Consider the following 17359-nt stretch of genomic DNA (forward strand, 5'->3'; position numbering starts at 1 on the left):
AGCGCACCCCGGTCAGGCCGCCGCGGCAGCCACCGGAACCTCCGCCGGGGAGAGCGCGATCCCCAGCACCTGGCGGACATCCGTCACCGGGTGCACCTCCAGCTTGTCGAGGATCTCCGCCGGGACGTCGTCCAGGTCCGCCTCGTTCCGCTTGGGGATCACGACCGTCGTGATGCCCGCCCGGTGAGCGGCCAGCAGCTTCTGCTTCAGACCGCCGATGGGCAGGACGCGGCCGGTCAGCGAGACCTCGCCGGTCATGGCGACGTCCGTACGCACCTGGCGGCCGCTCAGCAGCGACGCGAGCGCCGTCGTCATCGTGATGCCCGCGCTCGGCCCGTCCTTCGGCACCGCGCCCGCCGGGAAGTGGATGTGCGCGCCCCGGTCCTTCAGGTCGGCGACCGGAAGCTCCAGTTCGGCCCCGTGCGAGCGGAGGAAGGAGAGTGCGATCTGCGCGGACTCCTTCATCACGTCGCCGAGCTGGCCGGTGAGGGTCAGCCCCGCCGCGCCCGTCTCCGGGTCGGCCAGCGACGCCTCGACGTACAGCACGTCGCCGCCCGCGCCGGTGACCGCGAGGCCGGTGGCCACGCCGGGCACGGCCGTCCGGCGCTCGGCCGGGTCCTGGGCGGACTCGGGCACGTGGTGCGGCCGTCCGATCAGGCCGCGCAACTGCTCGGCGCCGACCGTGAACGGCAGCTCACGCTCGCCCAGTTCGTGCTGGGCCGCCACCTTGCGCAGCAGCCGGGCCACCGAACGCTCCAGGTTACGGACGCCCGCCTCGCGGGTGTACTCACCCGCGAGCTTGCGCAGCGCCGAGTCCTCCAGGACGACCTCGCCGGGCTCAAGGCCCGCCCGCTCCAGCTGGCGCGGCAGCAGGTGGTCCCGGGCGATGACGACCTTCTCGTCCTCGGTGTAGCCGTCGAGCCTGACCAGCTCCATCCGGTCGAGCAGGGCTTCCGGGATGGCCTCCAGGACGTTCGCCGTGGCGAGGAACACCACGTCGGACAGGTCGAGTTCGACCTCCAGGTAGTGGTCGCGGAAGGTGTGGTTCTGCGCCGGGTCCAGGACTTCGAGCAGCGCGGCCGCCGGGTCGCCCCGGAAGTCCGAGCCGACCTTGTCGATCTCGTCGAGGAGGACGACCGGGTTCATCGAACCGGCCTCCTTGACGGCCCGCACGATCCGGCCGGGGAGAGCACCCACGTACGTACGCCGGTGTCCGCGGATCTCCGCCTCGTCCCGTACGCCGCCGAGCGCGACCCGGACGAACTTCCGTCCCATCGCGTGCGCGACGGACTCGCCGAGCGAGGTCTTGCCGACGCCGGGCGGGCCGACGAGCGCCAGGACCGCGCCGCCGCGCCGTCCGCCGACGACGCCGAGCCCGCGGTCGGCGCGCCGCTTGCGCACCGCCAGGTACTCGGTGATCCGTTCCTTCACGTCCTGCAGGCCGGAATGCTCGGCGTCCAGGATCGCCTTGGCGCCCTGGATGTCGTACTCGTCCTCTGTCCGCTCGTTCCACGGCAGTTCGAGGACGGTGTCGAGCCAGGTGCGGATCCAGGAGCCCTCGGGGCTCTGGTCGCTCGACCGCTCCAACTTCTCGACCTCCTTGAGCGCGGCCTCGCGCACCTTCTCGGGAAGGTCGGCGGCCTCGACGCGGGCCCGGTAGTCGTCGGACTCGTCTTCGCCGTCCTCGCCGTTGAGCTCGCGCAGCTCCTTGCGTACGGCTTCGAGCTGGCGGCGCAGCAGGAACTCGCGCTGCTGCTTGTCGACGCCCTCCTGGACGTCCTTGGCGATGGACTCGGCGACGTCCTGCTCGGCGAGGTGCTCACGCAGCTGCTCGGTGGCGAGCTTGAGGCGGGCCACCGGGTCGGCGGTCTCGAGCAGCTCGATCTTCTGAGCGGTGGACAGGAACGGCGAGTAGCCGGAGTTGTCGGCCAGCTGCGAGATGTCGTCGATCTGCTGGACGCGGTCCACGACCTGCCATGCGCCGCGCTTCTTCAGCCAGTCGGTGGCGAGCGCCTTGTACTCCTTGACCAGCTCGGTGACCGACCCGGGCAGCGGGTCGGGCACGATCTCTTCGACGCGCGATCCTTCGACCCAGAGCGCGGCGCCGGGGCCCGTGGTCCCCGCGCCGATCCTCACCCGGCCGCGGCCGCGGATGAGCGCGCCGGGGTCGCCGTCGGAGAGCCGGCCGACCTGCTCCACGGTTCCGAGCACGCCGGTCGCGGCGTAGGTCCCGTCGACGCGCGGAACAAGCAGCACCGTCGGCTTGCTGGCACCACTGGAACGCGCGGCAGCCTGGGCGGCCTCCACCGCGGCTCGTACGTCGGTGTCGGACAGGTCGAGCGGCACCACCATTCCGGGCAGCACGACCTCGTCGTCGAGCGGCAGCACGGGCAGGGTGAGCGGTGTGGACGTCGAAGCCATGATCTCCCCTTAGGCAGTGAAGTTGAGCTGTATGGACTCAATGCACAGCACTGCGGAGATGTTCCCAGGGGGTGTTCGCTGTCAGCGATCGGCTCTCGTGCCTGGTCAGGGGGTCGCGCAGGTCCTGAAGCTCACCGGTCGCGGAGCGCGAAACCGTTCCGCCACCGCGCCCAGCGGCGCACCGCGGGCCAGCAGGCGATGCCGACCAACAGCGCAAGCGGATGGCCCCAGTTGGTGAGCGGGTCCTCGAAGGCGAGCAGGTCCTGAAGGAGCATCAGGGAGACGAAGCCGAGCAGCATCGCGCGCAGGACCGGACTGAACAGCCCGGCAAGGGCGCCGATGCTCGCCATCAGGCCGAAGCTGATGCCGTAGTCGAGGCGGTGCAGCGAGGTGGCGGGCAGATGTCCGGCCACCACCGAGACCCCGACCGGGATCTCGGTGGCCAGCGTCGCCGCGACATGGCCGGCCAGGAAGACGCCGGCGGTGCGCCAGCCTCCGATGCGGCGTTCCAGTGCGGTCAGCGTGAAGAAGAAGGCGACGGCATACGGGCCCAGCAGGTCGCCCGCGACCCACAGCGCGCTGGCGCCGAGAACGAGCAGGGGGGTGTCCGCCAAATGGGCGACATCGGTGCTGGAGCCGCGGAGTAGCGAGGAGACGGTCGCGGGGTCTCCGTACTGCACAAAGAGCGAGGTGGCGAGCAGGACGAGGACGTAGCAGAAGGTGAACGGTGTCCCGGTGGGCGTGGGCAGCAGCTGGAGCACGCGCCGCCAGGCCGGGAGACCCACGGGCGGGGCGGGCTTCGCGGTGGGCGTCGGGGCGGGCGTCACCACCGGTGCGACAGCCGGTGCGACAGCCGGTGGGACAGCTGCCGGCGTTACGGGGGCCTGGACGGGAGCCGAGACGACCGGCGCGGATGGTCTCCGCTGGGTCGGGACGGCGTTCAGCAGTTCCTGGCCCGTGGCCGGGTCGCGTGTCGTCGGCCGATGCACCGCGTGAGGCCCCTTTCGTCAAGCCCCCGAACAAACCCCCACCCAACGCGATCACCATCACACCCGTCTATGACGTGCGCCACACGGGGCAACCTTCACAGGTTCCCGGACGTCGCGAGCACGTGGGACCAGCCCTGGCCCGGCAGACCACGGCCGCCCTCGGCCGAAACCATTTGTCCCGCTCGCCCCGCCCCGCCACCATGACCACCGACACGCGTCCGCCCCGCACCCGTCACCCGGAGGTCACCCGCCATGCCACTCCAAGCCGACGGACCCGTCACCCTCGACCGGCGAGAGGGGCCCCACGGGGAGGTCGTGCTCCGGCAGCGCGGTGCGCATCACGAGATCATCGCCAATGGGTGCTTCCTGATGGACACTTCCGACGGCCGCTCCGAGCGGCTGCTCGTCGACGCCGCGTACGAAGCCCTCGCCGCCGCCGGAAAGAGCGACCCCACCCTCCTCATCGGCGGACTCGGCGTCGGCTTCTCCCTCGCCCGTGCCGCCGCCAACCCCCGCTGGCGGCACATCGCCGTCGTCGAACGCGAGCAGGCGATCATCGACTGGCACCGCACCGGCCCCCTCGGACAGATCTCCGGCGACGCGCTCGCCGACCCCCGCAGCGTGATCCTTCACACGGACCTCGTCACATACCTGCGCACGACCACGGACCGCTACGACGCTCTCTGTCTGGACATCGACAACGGACCCGACTGGACCGTCACCGACGACAACGAAAACCTCTACTCGGCGGCCGGACTCGCCTCCTGCCAGGGCCGGTTGGAGCCCGGCGGGATCCTCGCCGTGTGGTCCGCGCAGCCCTCCCCTGCTTTTGAGGATGCGTTGCGGAATGCCGGATTCACCGGGGTAACCACCGAAGAGATCCGTGTTGCCCGAGGCGTACCCGACGTCGTCCACCTCGCTGTTCGCCCTGCGTAGCCGGGACGCCGTCACTGCCTTTACGCTGCTGACCTACACACGAGATCTACACCGGCATGCAGCTCGCGAGAACGCGTACAGGGGCGGGGCGATGGAGCAGACACACACCACGCACAACGGCGTCGCGGCCACACCCGGCGCCCAGCGCCGGGTGCTGGTCGTCGAGGACGACTCGACGATCGTCGATGCCATCGCGGCCCGCCTGCGGGCGGAAGGCTTCCTGGTCCAGACGGCGTTGGACGGCCCGGCCGCCGTCGACGCCGCCGAGGCCTGGCAGCCCGATCTGATGGTGCTCGATGTAATGCTCCCGGGCTTCGACGGCCTGGAGGTCTGCCGCCGCGTCCAGGCGCAGCGCCCGGTCCCGGTGCTGATGCTCACAGCGCGCGACGACGAGACCGACATGCTCGTCGGTCTCGGCGTGGGCGCCGACGACTACATGACCAAGCCGTTCTCGATGCGCGAGCTCGCGGCCCGGGTGCATGTGCTGCTGCGCCGCGTGGAGCGGGCGGCCCTCGCCGCGGTCACTCCCCGCAGCGGGATCCTGCGCCTGGGCGAGCTGGAGATCGACCACGCCCAGCGCCGGGTCCGGGTGCGCGGCGAGGACGTACATCTCACGCCGACCGAGTTCGACCTGCTGGTCTGCCTGGCGAACACCCCGCGTGCCGTCCTCTCCCGCGAGCAGCTGCTCGCGGAGGTGTGGGACTGGGCCGACGCGTCCGGCACCCGCACCGTCGACAGCCACATCAAGGCCCTGCGCCGGAAGATCGGCGCCGAGCGCATCCGTACCGTCCACGGCGTCGGCTACGCGCTGGAGACGCCGGCTCCATGAGACGGCGGCGCTGGGACCGGCTGCCCGGCCGCGGCGGCCGGCGGAGCCGGCCGCGGTCCGCCTCCATCGCGATCTCGATCAAGACCAAGCTCGGGACACTGGTCGTCGTCTCGGTCTTCATCACCACGGGCCTGCTGCTGGTCGCCCTGCGCACCCAGACCGAGGTCCGCTTCATCACCGTCTTCTCGGTGATCGCAACTTTGCTGATCACCCAGTTCGTGGCGCACGGCCTGACCGCGCCGCTGGACGAGATGAACACCGTGGCCAAAGGCATATCGCACGGCGACTACACCCGTCGGGTGCGCGGCGCCGACCGCCGTGACGAGCTCGGCGACCTCGCCTCCACCATCAACCGCATGGCCGACGATCTGGAAGCCGTGGACCAGCACCGCAAGGAGCTGGTCGCCAATGTCTCGCACGAGCTGCGCACCCCGATCGCCGCGCTGCGCGCCGTGCTGGAGAACGTCGTCGACGGGGTGTCCGCCGCCGACCCGGAGACGATGCGTACGGCGCTCAAGCAGACGGAACGCCTGGGCCGCCTGGTCGAGACGCTGCTCGACCTGTCCCGGCTCGACAACGGCGTCGTACCGCTCAAGGCCCGCCGTTTCGAGGTGTGGCCGTACCTCTCCGGGGTGCTGAAGGAGGCCAATCTGGCCGCGGTCCAGCGCGGTCTGACCTCCGGGTCCGGCAACCACACCCGTACGGACGTGCATCTGCACCTGGATGTGTCGCCGCCGGAGCTGACCGCGCACGCGGACGCGGAGCGGCTGCACCAGGTCGTCGCCAATCTGATCGACAACGCGGTCAAGCACTCGCCGCCGCACGGCCGGGTGACGGTACGCGCCCGCCGCGGCCCGCAGCCGGAGTCCCTCGACCTGGAAGTCCTCGACGAGGGACCGGGCATCCCGGAGCCGGAGCGGCACCGCGTCTTCGAGCGCTTCAACCGGGGCAGCGTCCCCTCCCCGCACGGCAAGGGCAGCGACGGCGGCACCGGCCTGGGCCTGGCGATCGCGCGCTGGGCGGTCGATCTGCACGGCGGGCGCATCGGGGTGGCCGAATCGTCCCGGGGATGCCGGATCCAGGTCACCCTTCCGGGGATCCCTTCGGCACGCGGTTGACGTAGGGTGCGAACCGGAAGCGCGCGTTCTGCGTGTGCTGAGTGAGGACGTGGCCGGAACAAGGCCGTACGCCGTCGAGGCGTAGGAGCCGACCGGGCTGCGGCCGCGGTGTGGCGTACCCGAGCTTGCCCCCGGGGAAGCGGAACCACGCTTGTTTTCCCGCCATTCACAGCCCCGAAACGCGCCTTCAGGTGTGACTTGCGCGACGATGACCCGCCCCGCCTGCACCTCCCGGCCAGGGAGGCGTAGCCTTTATTTCCGCTGTCCATCACCTTGTGAAGCGGAAGAGGGCGGTTGCCGCCGTGTCGTCTCAGTCCCCCAGTAACTCGAGCATCTCGGCCGACCAAGGCCGGCAGGGTAAGAACCCTGCCGCCGCGTTCGGTCCCAATGAGTGGCTCGTCGACGAGATCTACCAGCAGTACCTCCAGGACCCCAATTCGGTCGACCGTGCCTGGTGGGACTTCTTCGCCGACTACAAGCCGGGCGGCGCGGGTGCCGCCGCAGGGGCGAAGCCGGTGAGCGAAGCCCCCGCCGCGCAGTCCGGCGCCGCAGCCGCGGGGGCTGCGGGTGCCACCACCGTGGCCCCGGCCGCCGCAGCCCCGAGCGCTCCCGCAGCGTCTGCGGGCACGCCCGCCGCCGCCACCCCAGCCGCACCCGCGGCGCCGCAGCAGGCCGCTCCGGCCGCCGCCGCGGCCCCCGCCGCACCGGCGAAGCCGGCCGCGAGCGCCGGTGCCGCAGGCACCGCCACCTCCAAGCCGGCGGCTGCCGCCGGCAAGGCAGCTGAGCCGGCCCCGTCCGAGGGCCCCCAGCTCGTCCCGCTGCGCGGCCCCGCCGCCGCGGTCGCGAAGAACATGAACGCCTCGCTGGAGGTGCCCACGGCCACGTCCGTGCGCGCCGTCCCGGTGAAGCTGCTCTTCGACAACCGCATCGTCATCAACAACCACCTCAAGCGCGCCCGCGGCGGGAAGGTCTCCTTCACGCACCTCATCGGGTACGCGATGGTGCAGGCCATCAAGGCCATGCCGTCGATGAACTGGTCGTACACGGAGAAGGACGGCAAGCCGGCCCTCGTCAAGCCGGAGCACATCAACTTCGGTCTGGCCATCGACCTGGTGAAGCCCAACGGCGACCGCCAGCTGGTCGTCGCGGGCATCAAGAAGGCCGAGACCATGAACTTCTTCGAGTTCTGGCAGGCCTACGAGGACATCGTCCGGCGCGCCCGCAACAACAAGCTGACGATGGACGACTTCACCGGCGTCACCGTCTCGCTGACCAACCCCGGCGGCCTCGGCACCGTCCACTCCGTGCCGCGTCTGATGCCCGGGCAGTCGGTCATCATGGGCGTCGGCTCGATGGACTACCCCGCGGAGTTCCAGGGCACGTCCCAGGACACTCTGAACAAGCTGGGCATCTCCAAGGTCATGACGCTGACCTCGACGTACGACCACCGGGTCATCCAGGGCGCCGCCTCCGGCGAGTTCCTGCGGATCGTCGCCAACTTCCTCCTCGGCGACAACGGCTTCTACGACGACATCTTCGAGGCGCTGCGCATTCCGTACGAGCCGGTCCGCTGGCTCAAGGACATCGACGCCTCGCACGACGACGACGTCACCAAGGCGGCGCGCGTCTTCGAGCTGATCCACTCCTACCGGGTCCGCGGCCATGTCATGGCCGACACCGACCCGCTGGAGTACCGCCAGCGCAAGCACCCCGACCTGGACATCACCGAGCACGGCCTCACGCTGTGGGACCTGGAGCGCGAGTTCGCCGTCGGCGGCTTCTCCGGCAAGTCCCTGATGAAGCTGCGCGATGTGCTGGGCGTCCTGCGAGACTCGTACTGCCGCACCACCGGCATCGAGTTCATGCACATCCAGGACCCGAAGCAGCGCAAGTGGATCCAGGACCGCGTCGAGCGCGGGCACACCAAGCCCGAGCGCGAAGAGCAGCTGCGGATCCTGCGCCGCCTCAACGCGGCGGAGGCCTTCGAGACCTTCCTGCAGACCAAGTACGTCGGTCAGAAGCGGTTCTCGCTGGAGGGCGGCGAGTCCGTCATCCCGCTGCTCGACGCGGTCATCGACTCGGCTGCCGAGTCGCGACTGGACGAGGTCGTCATCGGCATGGCCCACCGCGGCCGCCTCAACGTCCTCGCGAACATCGTGGGCAAGTCGTACGCGCAGATCTTCCGGGAGTTCGAGGGCAACCTCGACCCGAAGTCGATGCACGGCTCCGGCGATGTGAAGTACCACCTGGGCGCCAACGGCACCTTCACCGGTCTGGACGGCGAGCAGATCAAGGTCTCGCTGGTCGCCAACCCCTCGCACCTGGAGGCGGTCGACCCGGTCCTGGAGGGTGTCGCTCGCGCCAAGCAGGACGTCATCAACAAGGGCGGCACGGACTTCACGGTCCTGCCGGTCGCCCTGCACGGTGACGCGGCCTTCGCCGGTCAGGGTGTCGTCGCCGAGACGCTGAACATGTCGCAGCTGCGCGGCTACCGCACCGGCGGCACGGTCCACATCGTCATCAACAACCAGGTCGGCTTCACCGCCGCCCCGGAGTCGTCGCGTTCGTCGATGTACGCGACCGACGTGGCCCGCATGATCGAAGCGCCGATCTTCCATGTGAACGGCGACGACCCGGAGGCCGTGGTCCGGGTGGCCCGGCTCGCCTTCGAGTTCCGCCAGACGTTCAACAAGGACGTCGTGATCGACCTCATCTGCTACCGCCGCCGCGGTCACAACGAGGGCGACAACCCGCAGTTCACCAACCCGCAGATGTACAACCTGATCGACAAGAAGCGCTCGGTGCGCAAGCTGTACACCGAGTCGCTGATCGGTCGCGGCGACATCACGCTGGAAGAGGCGGAGCAGGCGCTCCAGGACTTCCAGGGCCAGCTGGAGAAGGTCTTCGCGGAGGTGCGCGAGGCCACCAGCCACCCGGCTCCGGCCCATGTCCCGGAACCGCAGCCCGAGTTCCCGGTGGCCGTCACCACCGCGGTCTCCCAGGAGATCGTGAAGCGGATCGCCGAGTCCCAGGTGAACATCCCCGACCACGTCACCGTCCACCCGCGTCTGCTGCCGCAGCTTCAGCGGCGTGCGGCCTCGGTGGAGGACGGCACGATCGACTGGGGCATGGGCGAGACCCTCGCCATCGGCTCGCTGCTGATGGAGGGCACCCCGGTCCGGCTCTCCGGCCAGGACACCCGCCGCGGCACATTCGGCCAGCGCCACGCGGTGCTGGTGGACCAGGAGACCGGCGAGGACTACACCCCGCTGCAGTACCTCTCCGAGGACCAGGCCCGTTTCAACGTCTACGACTCGCTGCTGAGCGAGTACGCGGCGATGGGCTTCGAGTACGGCTACTCCCTGGCCCGCGCGGACGCGCTGGTCATGTGGGAGGCGCAGTTCGGTGACTTCGTCAACGGCGCGCAGACCGTCGTCGACGAGTTCATCTCCTCGGCGGAGCAGAAGTGGGGCCAGACCTCCGGTGTGACGCTGCTGCTGCCGCACGGCTACGAGGGCCAGGGCCCGGACCACTCGTCCGCCCGTCCTGAGCGCTTCCTGCAGATGTGCGCGCAGAACAACATGACGGTCGCGATGCCGACCCTGCCGTCGAACTACTTCCACCTGCTGCGCTGGCAGGTCCACAACCCGCACCACAAGCCGCTGATCGTCTTCACCCCGAAGTCGATGCTGCGTCTGAAGGCGGCGGCGTCGAAGGCGGAGGAGTTCACCAACGGCGGCTTCCGCCCGGTGATCGGCGACACCGCGGTTGACTCGGGCAGGGTGGACCCGAGCGCGATCCGCAAGGTCGTCTTCTGCACCGGCAAGGTCTACTACGACCTGGACGCCGAGCGGATCAAGCGCGGCAACACGGACACCGCGATCATCCGTCTCGAGCGTCTGTACCCGCTGCCGGGCGCCGAGCTCCAGGCGGAGATCGCCAAGTTCCCGAACGCCGAGAAGTACCTCTGGGCGCAGGAGGAGCCGGCGAACCAGGGTGCGTGGCCGTTCATCGCGCTGAACCTGATCGACCACCTGGACCTGGCCGTCGGCGCGGACATCCCGGGCGCCGAGCGCCTGCGCCGCATCTCGCGGCGGCACGGCTCGTCGCCGGCTGTCGGCTCGGCCAAGCGTCACCAGGCGGAGCAGCAGCAGCTGCTCAACGAGGTCTTCGAGGCCTGAGTCTGACCGTACGAACTGAAGGGCCCTGTCCCGCGCACACCGCGCGGGGCAGGGCCCTTCGGGCTGTTCAGGCTCCTTCGGCTGTTCGAGCCCTTCCGGCTCTTCGGCTGTTCAGGCCTCTTCGAGTCTGGCGATCTCGTGGCGGATGAGGCTCGCCGCCTCCGAGCCTGACGCACCCGCGGCGGACAGCATGGACAGCACGGCCCGGTGCTCCTCCAGGGCGCGCTCAAAGCCCGCCGTACGTTCCAGACGAGTGGCTCGCATCCACTGGGCGGTGGCCGCCCGCTCCAGCAGGTCGCCGGTTCCGGACTGGGCAGCGGCGTGGCGGTAGTGGGCCGCGGCGTCCTGGAGCTTCGGGTGGGATGCGGTGCGCTGGGCCAGCAGGGCGGCGGCCACGGCGCGGTACCACCAGGCGTACGCGGCCAGTTCGGGGTCGGCCGCGGCGCGGGCGGCGGCGCCCAGTGCCCAGTCCGCCTCGTGGAGGTCGGCGACGGTCTGCTCAGCCCGGAAGCGCTCGATGTAGGCGTGGCCCAGCAGGGCCCGGCGGCGCGGGAGTTCGGGATCGGCGGACGATGTCTCGTCGATCGCCCCGCGCAGGGCTCGTACGGCCGCGTGCACATCGGCGGGCGACTCCTTGTCCACGCCGCGTTCCGTCAGCTGCCTGCCGAGCGAGGTGAGCACGACGGCTCGGCTGGGGTCGTGCCAGGGCAGCAGCGGCACAGCCTCGGTCCAGGCCGCGATCGCCGAGTCGCGGTGCGCCCAGCCGCCGGTGGACACATAGCGCTGCTCCAGGACGCGGGCCATCCGCAGCAGGATGTCGGCCTGTGCCTCCTCGTCCTTGCCTACGTAGCGACGCGCCTGGTCGAGAGCCTGGAGGATGCGCAGTCTGGCGTCGTCGTCGGGGTACTGGTGGGCGAACTCGATGGCGTCGGCGTAGTCCAGCCAGGCTCGGCAGAGCTCCGTCTGCGGGACGGCGTCCCAGTCGAGCCCGTCGATGCCGGCGTGCAGATCCTTGTCGGCCCGGTCGGCGAAGGCGCGGGAGGCGATCAGGTCCTCCTCGTCGGCGGCCCGCGCGACGGGGCCCTCGCCCCGGTAGTGGCGGGCCAGTTCGAGAAGCAGCCCGCCCTTGATGAGCAGCGCGGACTCCCGGCGTTCGTCGGCCAGCAGCAGTTGTACGACGCCGAGGGCGATCTGCAGCGTCTCGGTGAACCAGTCCTCGGGGCGGACGGGGCCGCGCAGCGCGTACGGAGCGCCGGTCACGGCCAGCCGCCGCAGCACCCGGATCCTGGCGGCCGCCGCTGCCTTGCCGAGCCCGCCCGGGCCGTCCGGCCGCGGCGGGGTTTCGATCAGTTCGGCGAGGCTGGCGTCCGCGGTCGAGAGCAGGATCGAAGCCACGAGGCCCGCGTCGTCGGGGCCCGCGGCCGCCTGGACCCGGACCCACTCCGGCATCAGCCCGGGGCTCAGCCTGCCCTCCTCCACCTCGTCCGCCATCGCCTCGAGGACGTGCGCCAGGGTGAGATGCGCCTGTGGTTTCCCGGTGAGCGCGTTCTGCGCGGCGTCCAGCGCCTCGCGCAGGTCCTCGGGCAGCGGGCGCACCAGCCAGCGCCGCAGCAGCGCCTCGGCCAACTCGCCGTACAGCACGGCCCGTTCGGCGGTGCGGCGCTCCGCCTGGGTGGCCGAGCCGAGCAGCCTGATCGCCGCGTCCAGGTCTCGTACGGTGCCGTACTCGCCGAAGTGCGCCAGACAGGCGCGGGCCTGTGCCAGCAGACCCGCTGGGCCCTGTCGCGGCAGGCCGCCGGGGGGCGAGGCCGGTTCGGGGCCGCCGAGCCGGCGCAGGACCTGGGCGGAGATCTGCGCGAAGGCCATCTGGCTGCGGTTGTCGGGGCTGCCGGACGCCGCCGGGTGCGGGTCGACCGACCCGGCGAGGAAGGCGGCGGCCATGGCCGGGAAGTTGCGTACCGTACGCCCGTAGCGCGTCTCGACGTACTCGGAGCAGTGCTTGAGCACCAACGCGGCGCTGCTCGCGCCCAGTTGACCCAGCAGCTCCTCGCGTACCCCGTCCAGGAAGACGTACGAAGGTCCGCCCTCCCGGTCGCCCGGTCCTTCGTCGTCCCTCCGCAGCAGGCCGCTGAGCAGCACCTCGGCAAGTACGTCGGGGCCGCTGCGCACCAGCATGGCGCGCTGGACGAGCTGCATCACCGGGAGCACCAGCGGGACCGCCGAAAGATAGACCGCGAGTTGCGCGGCGGGGGGCGACGCGGTCCGGCGGAAGGCCCGTACCCGCGCCGTTGCGTCGATGTCCTGTGCGGTACGGGACCGGCCCGAGGCGGGCTCGTGGCGAGCCCTGACCAGCGCCGCGGCGGCGTTCAGCGACTGCCCGGTCGCGCCCGCGACCAGTCGGGTCCAGGCCTCGAACGAGGAGCGGCGCAGCGCGAGCACCGGAACCGGGATGCCCCGCTCGAGGCCGCCGTGGTGCGGGGTGAACTCCAGCCGTCCCGCCGGTCCTTCGCGCCGCCGCAGCAGACCCGGCCGCGCGGGCAGATGCGTACGCCGCCACATCCGCTGCGGCAGCGGCTGCACGACGGCGACCGGCGCGGTCGACGCCCAGGTGTAGAGCAGGCGCTGCATACGGCCGCTGCGCCACATGGGGCCCGCGCAGTCGCTGAGCACCACGGTCAGCTGCCGCCCCGTGGGGTCGCCGAGCTGGGCGGGCGTCGGCGCGTCCTCGCTCAGGTGGTGCACGGCGACCTCGCGGAACGCTCCGGCGCGTTCGCAGACCTGCCGCAGCTCGTCAAGTGCCTTGTCCCAGACGACATTCGACGAGGAGACGTCCATGACCAGCGCGAGCCGCGCCTCACGCCGCCGGGCGGTGCGCAGGACCGGCACCACAAGACCTGTGTCGGCGGCCCGGTCCGCTGTCGCCACCTCGTCGAGCTCGCGACGTATCAGTCGCATGGGCGGGCGGTACCGCTGAAGGGGCCGCAGAGAGCGCTGGAGGGCGAGCGCGTCCGGCAGCGCGGCGGCGGCCGGGACGGGCACCCGGCGCATGCCTTCGGCCGGTACGCCGCCGGGCGCGCCCTCGCCCTGCGCGGGCCCGTACAGGTCGACGCGGGGGCGCGGCGGCGCTCCCGCCCGCAGCGGCGAGGGCGCGGGCTGCTCCGTGACCTCCACGGCCGGGCGGTCCGCAGGCTGCGGCCCGGCCGTCCCCGCGGGCGCGGGCCCCGGCCGCCGGGATGCGGCAGCGGGCACATGCTGGGAGAGCCACAGGGCGTCCGCCAACTCCTCGGCGGTGGGTTTCAGTTCCGCCTCGCGCAGCCGCGCGACCAGCGCGGTCAGTGCGGTCAGTGCGTGGGGCGGGACCGCCGGGCTCACCGCGGTCACCGCCGTCGGGTGTCGAGCGGACGTATCAGCAGCTCGGCGATCTCCTCGCGCCGCCCGGCGTCCGCGCGGACCGCCTGCTGTGTGAGGTAGATGGCGTTGAGCAGCTGGTCGGTGGGCCGCAGTTCGCCGTCGCCGTCCTCGCGGGTGAACTGGCCGATCAGATCGAGGTTCCGCTCGTCGGATCCGGCTCCGAAGTGGGCCTGCACCATTGCGGCGAGCCGCTCGTCGCGCGGCGGGTCGAGGTGCAGATGGATGCAGCGGCGCAGCAGCGGGGCGGGGAAGTCGCGCTCTCCGTTGCTGGTCATCACCACGAAGGGGAACGCCTTGCAGCGCACCCGGCCGTCCCTGACGGGCACCCGGCGGCCGTCGTCGGTGAGCACCCGCACCTCGTCCTGGCCGGGCCGGTCGGCCATCCGCTCCAGCTCGGGAAGGGCGAACTCCCCCTCCTCCACCACATTCAGCAGGTCGTTCGGCAGATCGATGTCGCTCTTGTCGAGCTCGTCGATGAGCAGGACGCGGGGCAGCTCGGCCGGCAGCAGCGCGGTCCCGAGCGGGCCGAGCCTGATGTACCGGCCGATGTCGTCGGACCCACGCTCGGATCCCCGCTCGGCGAGCTGGGCGTCCTGGAGCCTGCCGATGGCGTCGTAGGTGTACAGCCCGTCCTTGAGCTCGGTGCGGCTGACGATGGGCCACTGGAGGACCCGGCCGAGCCCGAGTTCGTACGCGACGGAGTGCGCGAGCGTGGACTTGCCGGAGCCCGGCTCGCCGGTGACGAGGAGCGGACGCCGTAAGTAGAGGGCGGCGTTGATGAGTTCGAGGGTCTCGGCGTCCTGGGCGGGCGGAGCCGCCACGCGCGCGCCGAGCCGCCGCGTCGACGAACTGTCGATCGGCGGCGCGGGGTCGGGCAGCGGCTCTCCGGAGAAGGCACGCCAGGGGGGCGGCGGTGGCAGTCGGCGGATCCGGTCCGGATCCGGCGCCCCGACGCCTCGGTAGATCAGCCAGTCGTCCATCGCTCGCTCCTCGTAGGCGGTCGGTGGGCGGACCCGTGGCGGACCACGTCTGTCCTGTACCCACCGCCCTGCCCTCCCATTGCTCGGGTGCGGCTCCTCATGGGGAGTCCACCGGTCCGGTGTCGTCGGCGGGCAGAGGGCGGCTCGGGTCGTCGTAGAGCATGGCCACCCCCTCCGCCCAGTGGCGGCTGTTCCTCGATCCGCTGATGTCGTCCCTGATACGGCGCAGCCGGTCGGGAAGCTCAGTCGCGCCCGCGGTCTGCCCGAGCAGCTGGGCCGCTCCCCGGTGCAGGTCCTCGCAGAACTCCGTACAGCCGTGGTCGGGATGGCCGTCGGTGTGCCACAGGGCGATGCCGTGCCCGGCTTGAAGTGCCATGCCGATGGCTCTGCGGCCGACCCCGCTGCCTGCGGGCCTGCACAGGACGGGCACGGCGGAGGGCGGCATGTCCTCGAAGTGCCGGGGCCTGGGGACCTGCCGCTGCGGCGGGGTGCGGCAGGCGGTGAGCGCATCGGCGGCCGCCATCCCCTCCCAGCGGCGCTGCCAGACGGCGTCCGGTTTTCCTCGTCTCGCCAGGTCGCGCAGCACCACCATCCGTCGTACGCCGACATACGCCGGATAGTGCAGCCGGGCCATCTCGGTCAGCTGCCAGCGGTGTACGGCGGTGTCGAAATGCTCGACGGGCAGGGCGACTTCGAGCGGTGCCGGGACGCCGGGCGAGTCGACTGACGCGAAGACCTCGTCCAACGGGCCGCGCAGCCGCTGGATGAGCTGCTCGGGCGGGACGCCGTCGCCGGTCTGCTCCTCGTGCAGCGGCTCGTTCACGTCCTGGCCGTCGTCGACCCGGATCCGCCAGTAGAAGCGGGTGGGCCGGGCGTCGCAGACGGGCTCCAGCTCGACGATGACGACGGCGGACCCGTCGCCGGGCCGCGGATAGCGGACGACGATCCGGTCCTGGCCGTCGGGCGTGCGCGGGTGCAGAAGTCCGGGCGGCAGCGTCGCCTGAGTGACCACGGTGTGCACGATGCGGGGCACTTCCTGGAGCCGGCGGGCCACCCAGTCCGCGAGGGCCACCGGGTCACCGCCGCGGCTGCGCTCGTACTCCACCACGAGCTGGAGGTAGTGCAGCGCGGCGATGGCGGCGACGGGCTGCCCCGCCTCGTACAGCAGGCCGTGTCCGTCGCGCCAGATGCGCGGCAGGAGCTGGCCGGGCGGGGAGGCGACACCGCCGCGGGCCTTTTTGGCGAGCTCCACGACGGGCCGGATGGCGCCCGGCGGGTGCACACCCGCGAGCAGGAACAGCGCCTCGCGCCGGTCGTGCGGGCTCCACCACTGGTCGCCGCTGGTGTGCACGCCGGCGCCCGGGAGCTGGTGCTGGCGCTCGATCCAGTTGTGCCCGGTGACCTTCGGGGACTGGCCGTGCCAGCGGTCGTGCGCGGCCATCAGCAGCTGGTAGGTGGATCCGAACCGGCGCAGTGCGGTGGCCGCGATCGCCATGCCGCCGTCCCGGCCGGCCCGGCGGGACTTGAGGATGCCGACGACGGCGCCGGTGTGGGCGTCGAGCACGGGCGAGCCCGAACCGCCCTTCGGAAACTCGGCTTCTGGCCTGAATCGCATCCCGTAGTCGTCGTCGAAGCCGTTGATCCTCGCGGCGGCCTTCCAGCGCACGGCGCGTTTCTCGGCTCCGTACTCCTGCTGCTCGGGCCGGTAGCCCTGGACGATGCCGCGGCCGCCGGGGTAGTCGGTGCGGTCGGTGAGCCAGACGCACTCGTGCTCGACGTGCGGGTCGACGAGCCTGACCAGGGCGAGATCCTGCTCGACGGGTACGCGCTGTTCGGCGCGCGGCTCGCCGTCGAGCAGCCAGCAGTCGAGCCGCGCCTGAAGCGGCTCGCCGTCGTTCACCTCGCTGCCGCGGAGGTGGAAGATCCGGTTCCGGTCGCCCTTGAGATGGGGGGCGAGTACGTGTGCGCAGGTCAGGATCCAGCCGGGCGCGACGAAGAAGCCGCTGCCCCACATGGCTGCGGTCTCGTCCTGCTCGTCCTGTGCGTCCTGTACGGGTGAGAAGTGGACGGTGGCGGCGCGGGTGAGGGCGTCGATGACGGAGTCGGAATCGCTCATGCCGTGTCATCGCTCATGTCGTTCTGTTGATCCTTCAGCTTCCAGGTGAGCGTGACCTGGACCGACGCCTTGGCCTCACCGGCGGCGAGCACGGCGAGGGCGACGCCGGACTTGGCGGTGAGCTCGACGCCGAAGCTGACGCTCGCCTCGTCCGGCTCGGCGGCGGCCGCGGCCTCCAGCACCGAGGCGCCGACCTCGGTGATCAGCTGCTGGAGCTGCTGGACCTTGGCGGTGGCGTTCTCGACGAAGCCGACGTCCTCGTCGTCCTCGCCGTATCCGCCGCCCGCGGTGGACAGCCGGGCGAGCACGACGGCTCCCCCGGGCAATTCGATCTGCTGGACGCGTGCGTTCACGGTTCCCCCCGTCTTCACGGCCAAC

The 17359-nt window shown here is 71.5% G+C and carries 10 protein-coding genes; 4 read left to right on the forward strand and 6 right to left on the reverse strand.

The genetic code is table 11. The features are described from left to right. Nucleotides 1-12 precede the first annotated feature (12 nt). Entirely contained in the window at nt 13-2421 is a 2409-nt protein-coding gene (lon, locus tag QFZ67_RS12585) for an endopeptidase La (protein ID WP_307661176.1), read from the reverse strand. A 131-nt stretch (nt 2422-2552) separates the two neighbouring features. Next, nucleotides 2553-3410, reverse strand: coding sequence for a rhomboid-like protein (locus QFZ67_RS12590; protein WP_307661177.1), 858 nt, complete (start codon nt 3408-3410; stop codon nt 2553-2555). Nucleotides 3411-3662: 252 nt separating this feature from the next. Between QFZ67_RS12590 and QFZ67_RS12595 the strand changes: the two genes are divergently transcribed. The 4 genes from QFZ67_RS12595 to QFZ67_RS12610 all read left to right on the forward strand — a co-directional run bounded on the left by QFZ67_RS12595 (nt 3663) and on the right by QFZ67_RS12610 (nt 10474). Next, complete coding sequence (locus tag QFZ67_RS12595) at nt 3663-4346, forward strand: spermidine synthase (protein WP_307661178.1); 684 nt, start codon at nt 3663-3665, stop codon at nt 4344-4346. Between the two features lie 91 nt (nt 4347-4437). Next, complete coding sequence (locus tag QFZ67_RS12600) at nt 4438-5175, forward strand: response regulator transcription factor (protein WP_307661179.1); 738 nt, start codon at nt 4438-4440, stop codon at nt 5173-5175. Then, nucleotides 5172-6293, forward strand: a complete 1122-nt coding sequence (locus tag QFZ67_RS12605) for a HAMP domain-containing sensor histidine kinase (protein ID WP_307661180.1) — start codon at nt 5172-5174, stop codon at nt 6291-6293. Before QFZ67_RS12600 ends, QFZ67_RS12605 begins: the two co-directional genes overlap by 4 nt. Before the next feature lie 302 nt (nt 6294-6595). Continuing rightward, nucleotides 6596-10474: a multifunctional oxoglutarate decarboxylase/oxoglutarate dehydrogenase thiamine pyrophosphate-binding subunit/dihydrolipoyllysine-residue succinyltransferase subunit gene (locus QFZ67_RS12610; protein WP_307661181.1), complete on the forward strand. Its 3879-nt coding sequence runs from the start codon at nt 6596-6598 to the stop codon at nt 10472-10474. Nucleotides 10475-10585: 111 nt separating this feature from the next. On the opposite strand, the gene QFZ67_RS12615 is transcribed toward QFZ67_RS12610, so the two are convergent. The 4 genes from QFZ67_RS12615 to QFZ67_RS12630 form a co-directional block, all read right to left on the reverse strand. Beyond that, nucleotides 10586-13855: an SAV_2336 N-terminal domain-related protein gene (locus tag QFZ67_RS12615; protein WP_307661182.1), complete on the reverse strand. Its 3270-nt coding sequence runs from the start codon at nt 13853-13855 to the stop codon at nt 10586-10588. Further along, nucleotides 13852-14865 (reverse strand): MoxR family ATPase, encoded by a 1014-nt coding sequence (locus tag QFZ67_RS12620; protein WP_307661183.1) that lies wholly within the window; start codon nt 14863-14865, stop codon nt 13852-13854. Before QFZ67_RS12620 ends, QFZ67_RS12615 begins: the two co-directional genes overlap by 4 nt. 97 nt (nt 14866-14962) lie before the next feature. Beyond that, complete coding sequence (locus tag QFZ67_RS12625) at nt 14963-16981, reverse strand: trypsin-like peptidase domain-containing protein (RefSeq protein ID WP_307661184.1); 2019 nt, start codon at nt 16979-16981, stop codon at nt 14963-14965. After that, nucleotides 16978-17334 carry a CU044_2847 family protein gene (locus QFZ67_RS12630; RefSeq protein WP_307661185.1) on the reverse strand — a complete coding sequence of 119 codons (357 nt, stop codon included), beginning with the start codon at nt 17332-17334 and terminating at the stop codon, nt 16978-16980. The genes QFZ67_RS12625 and QFZ67_RS12630 overlap by 4 nt, the downstream gene beginning before the upstream one ends. Between the last annotated feature and the right edge of the window lie 25 nt (nt 17335-17359).

It is taken from the genome of Streptomyces sp. V1I1, assembly GCF_030817355.1.
Taxonomy (GTDB): Bacteria; Actinomycetota; Actinomycetes; order Streptomycetales; family Streptomycetaceae; genus Streptomyces.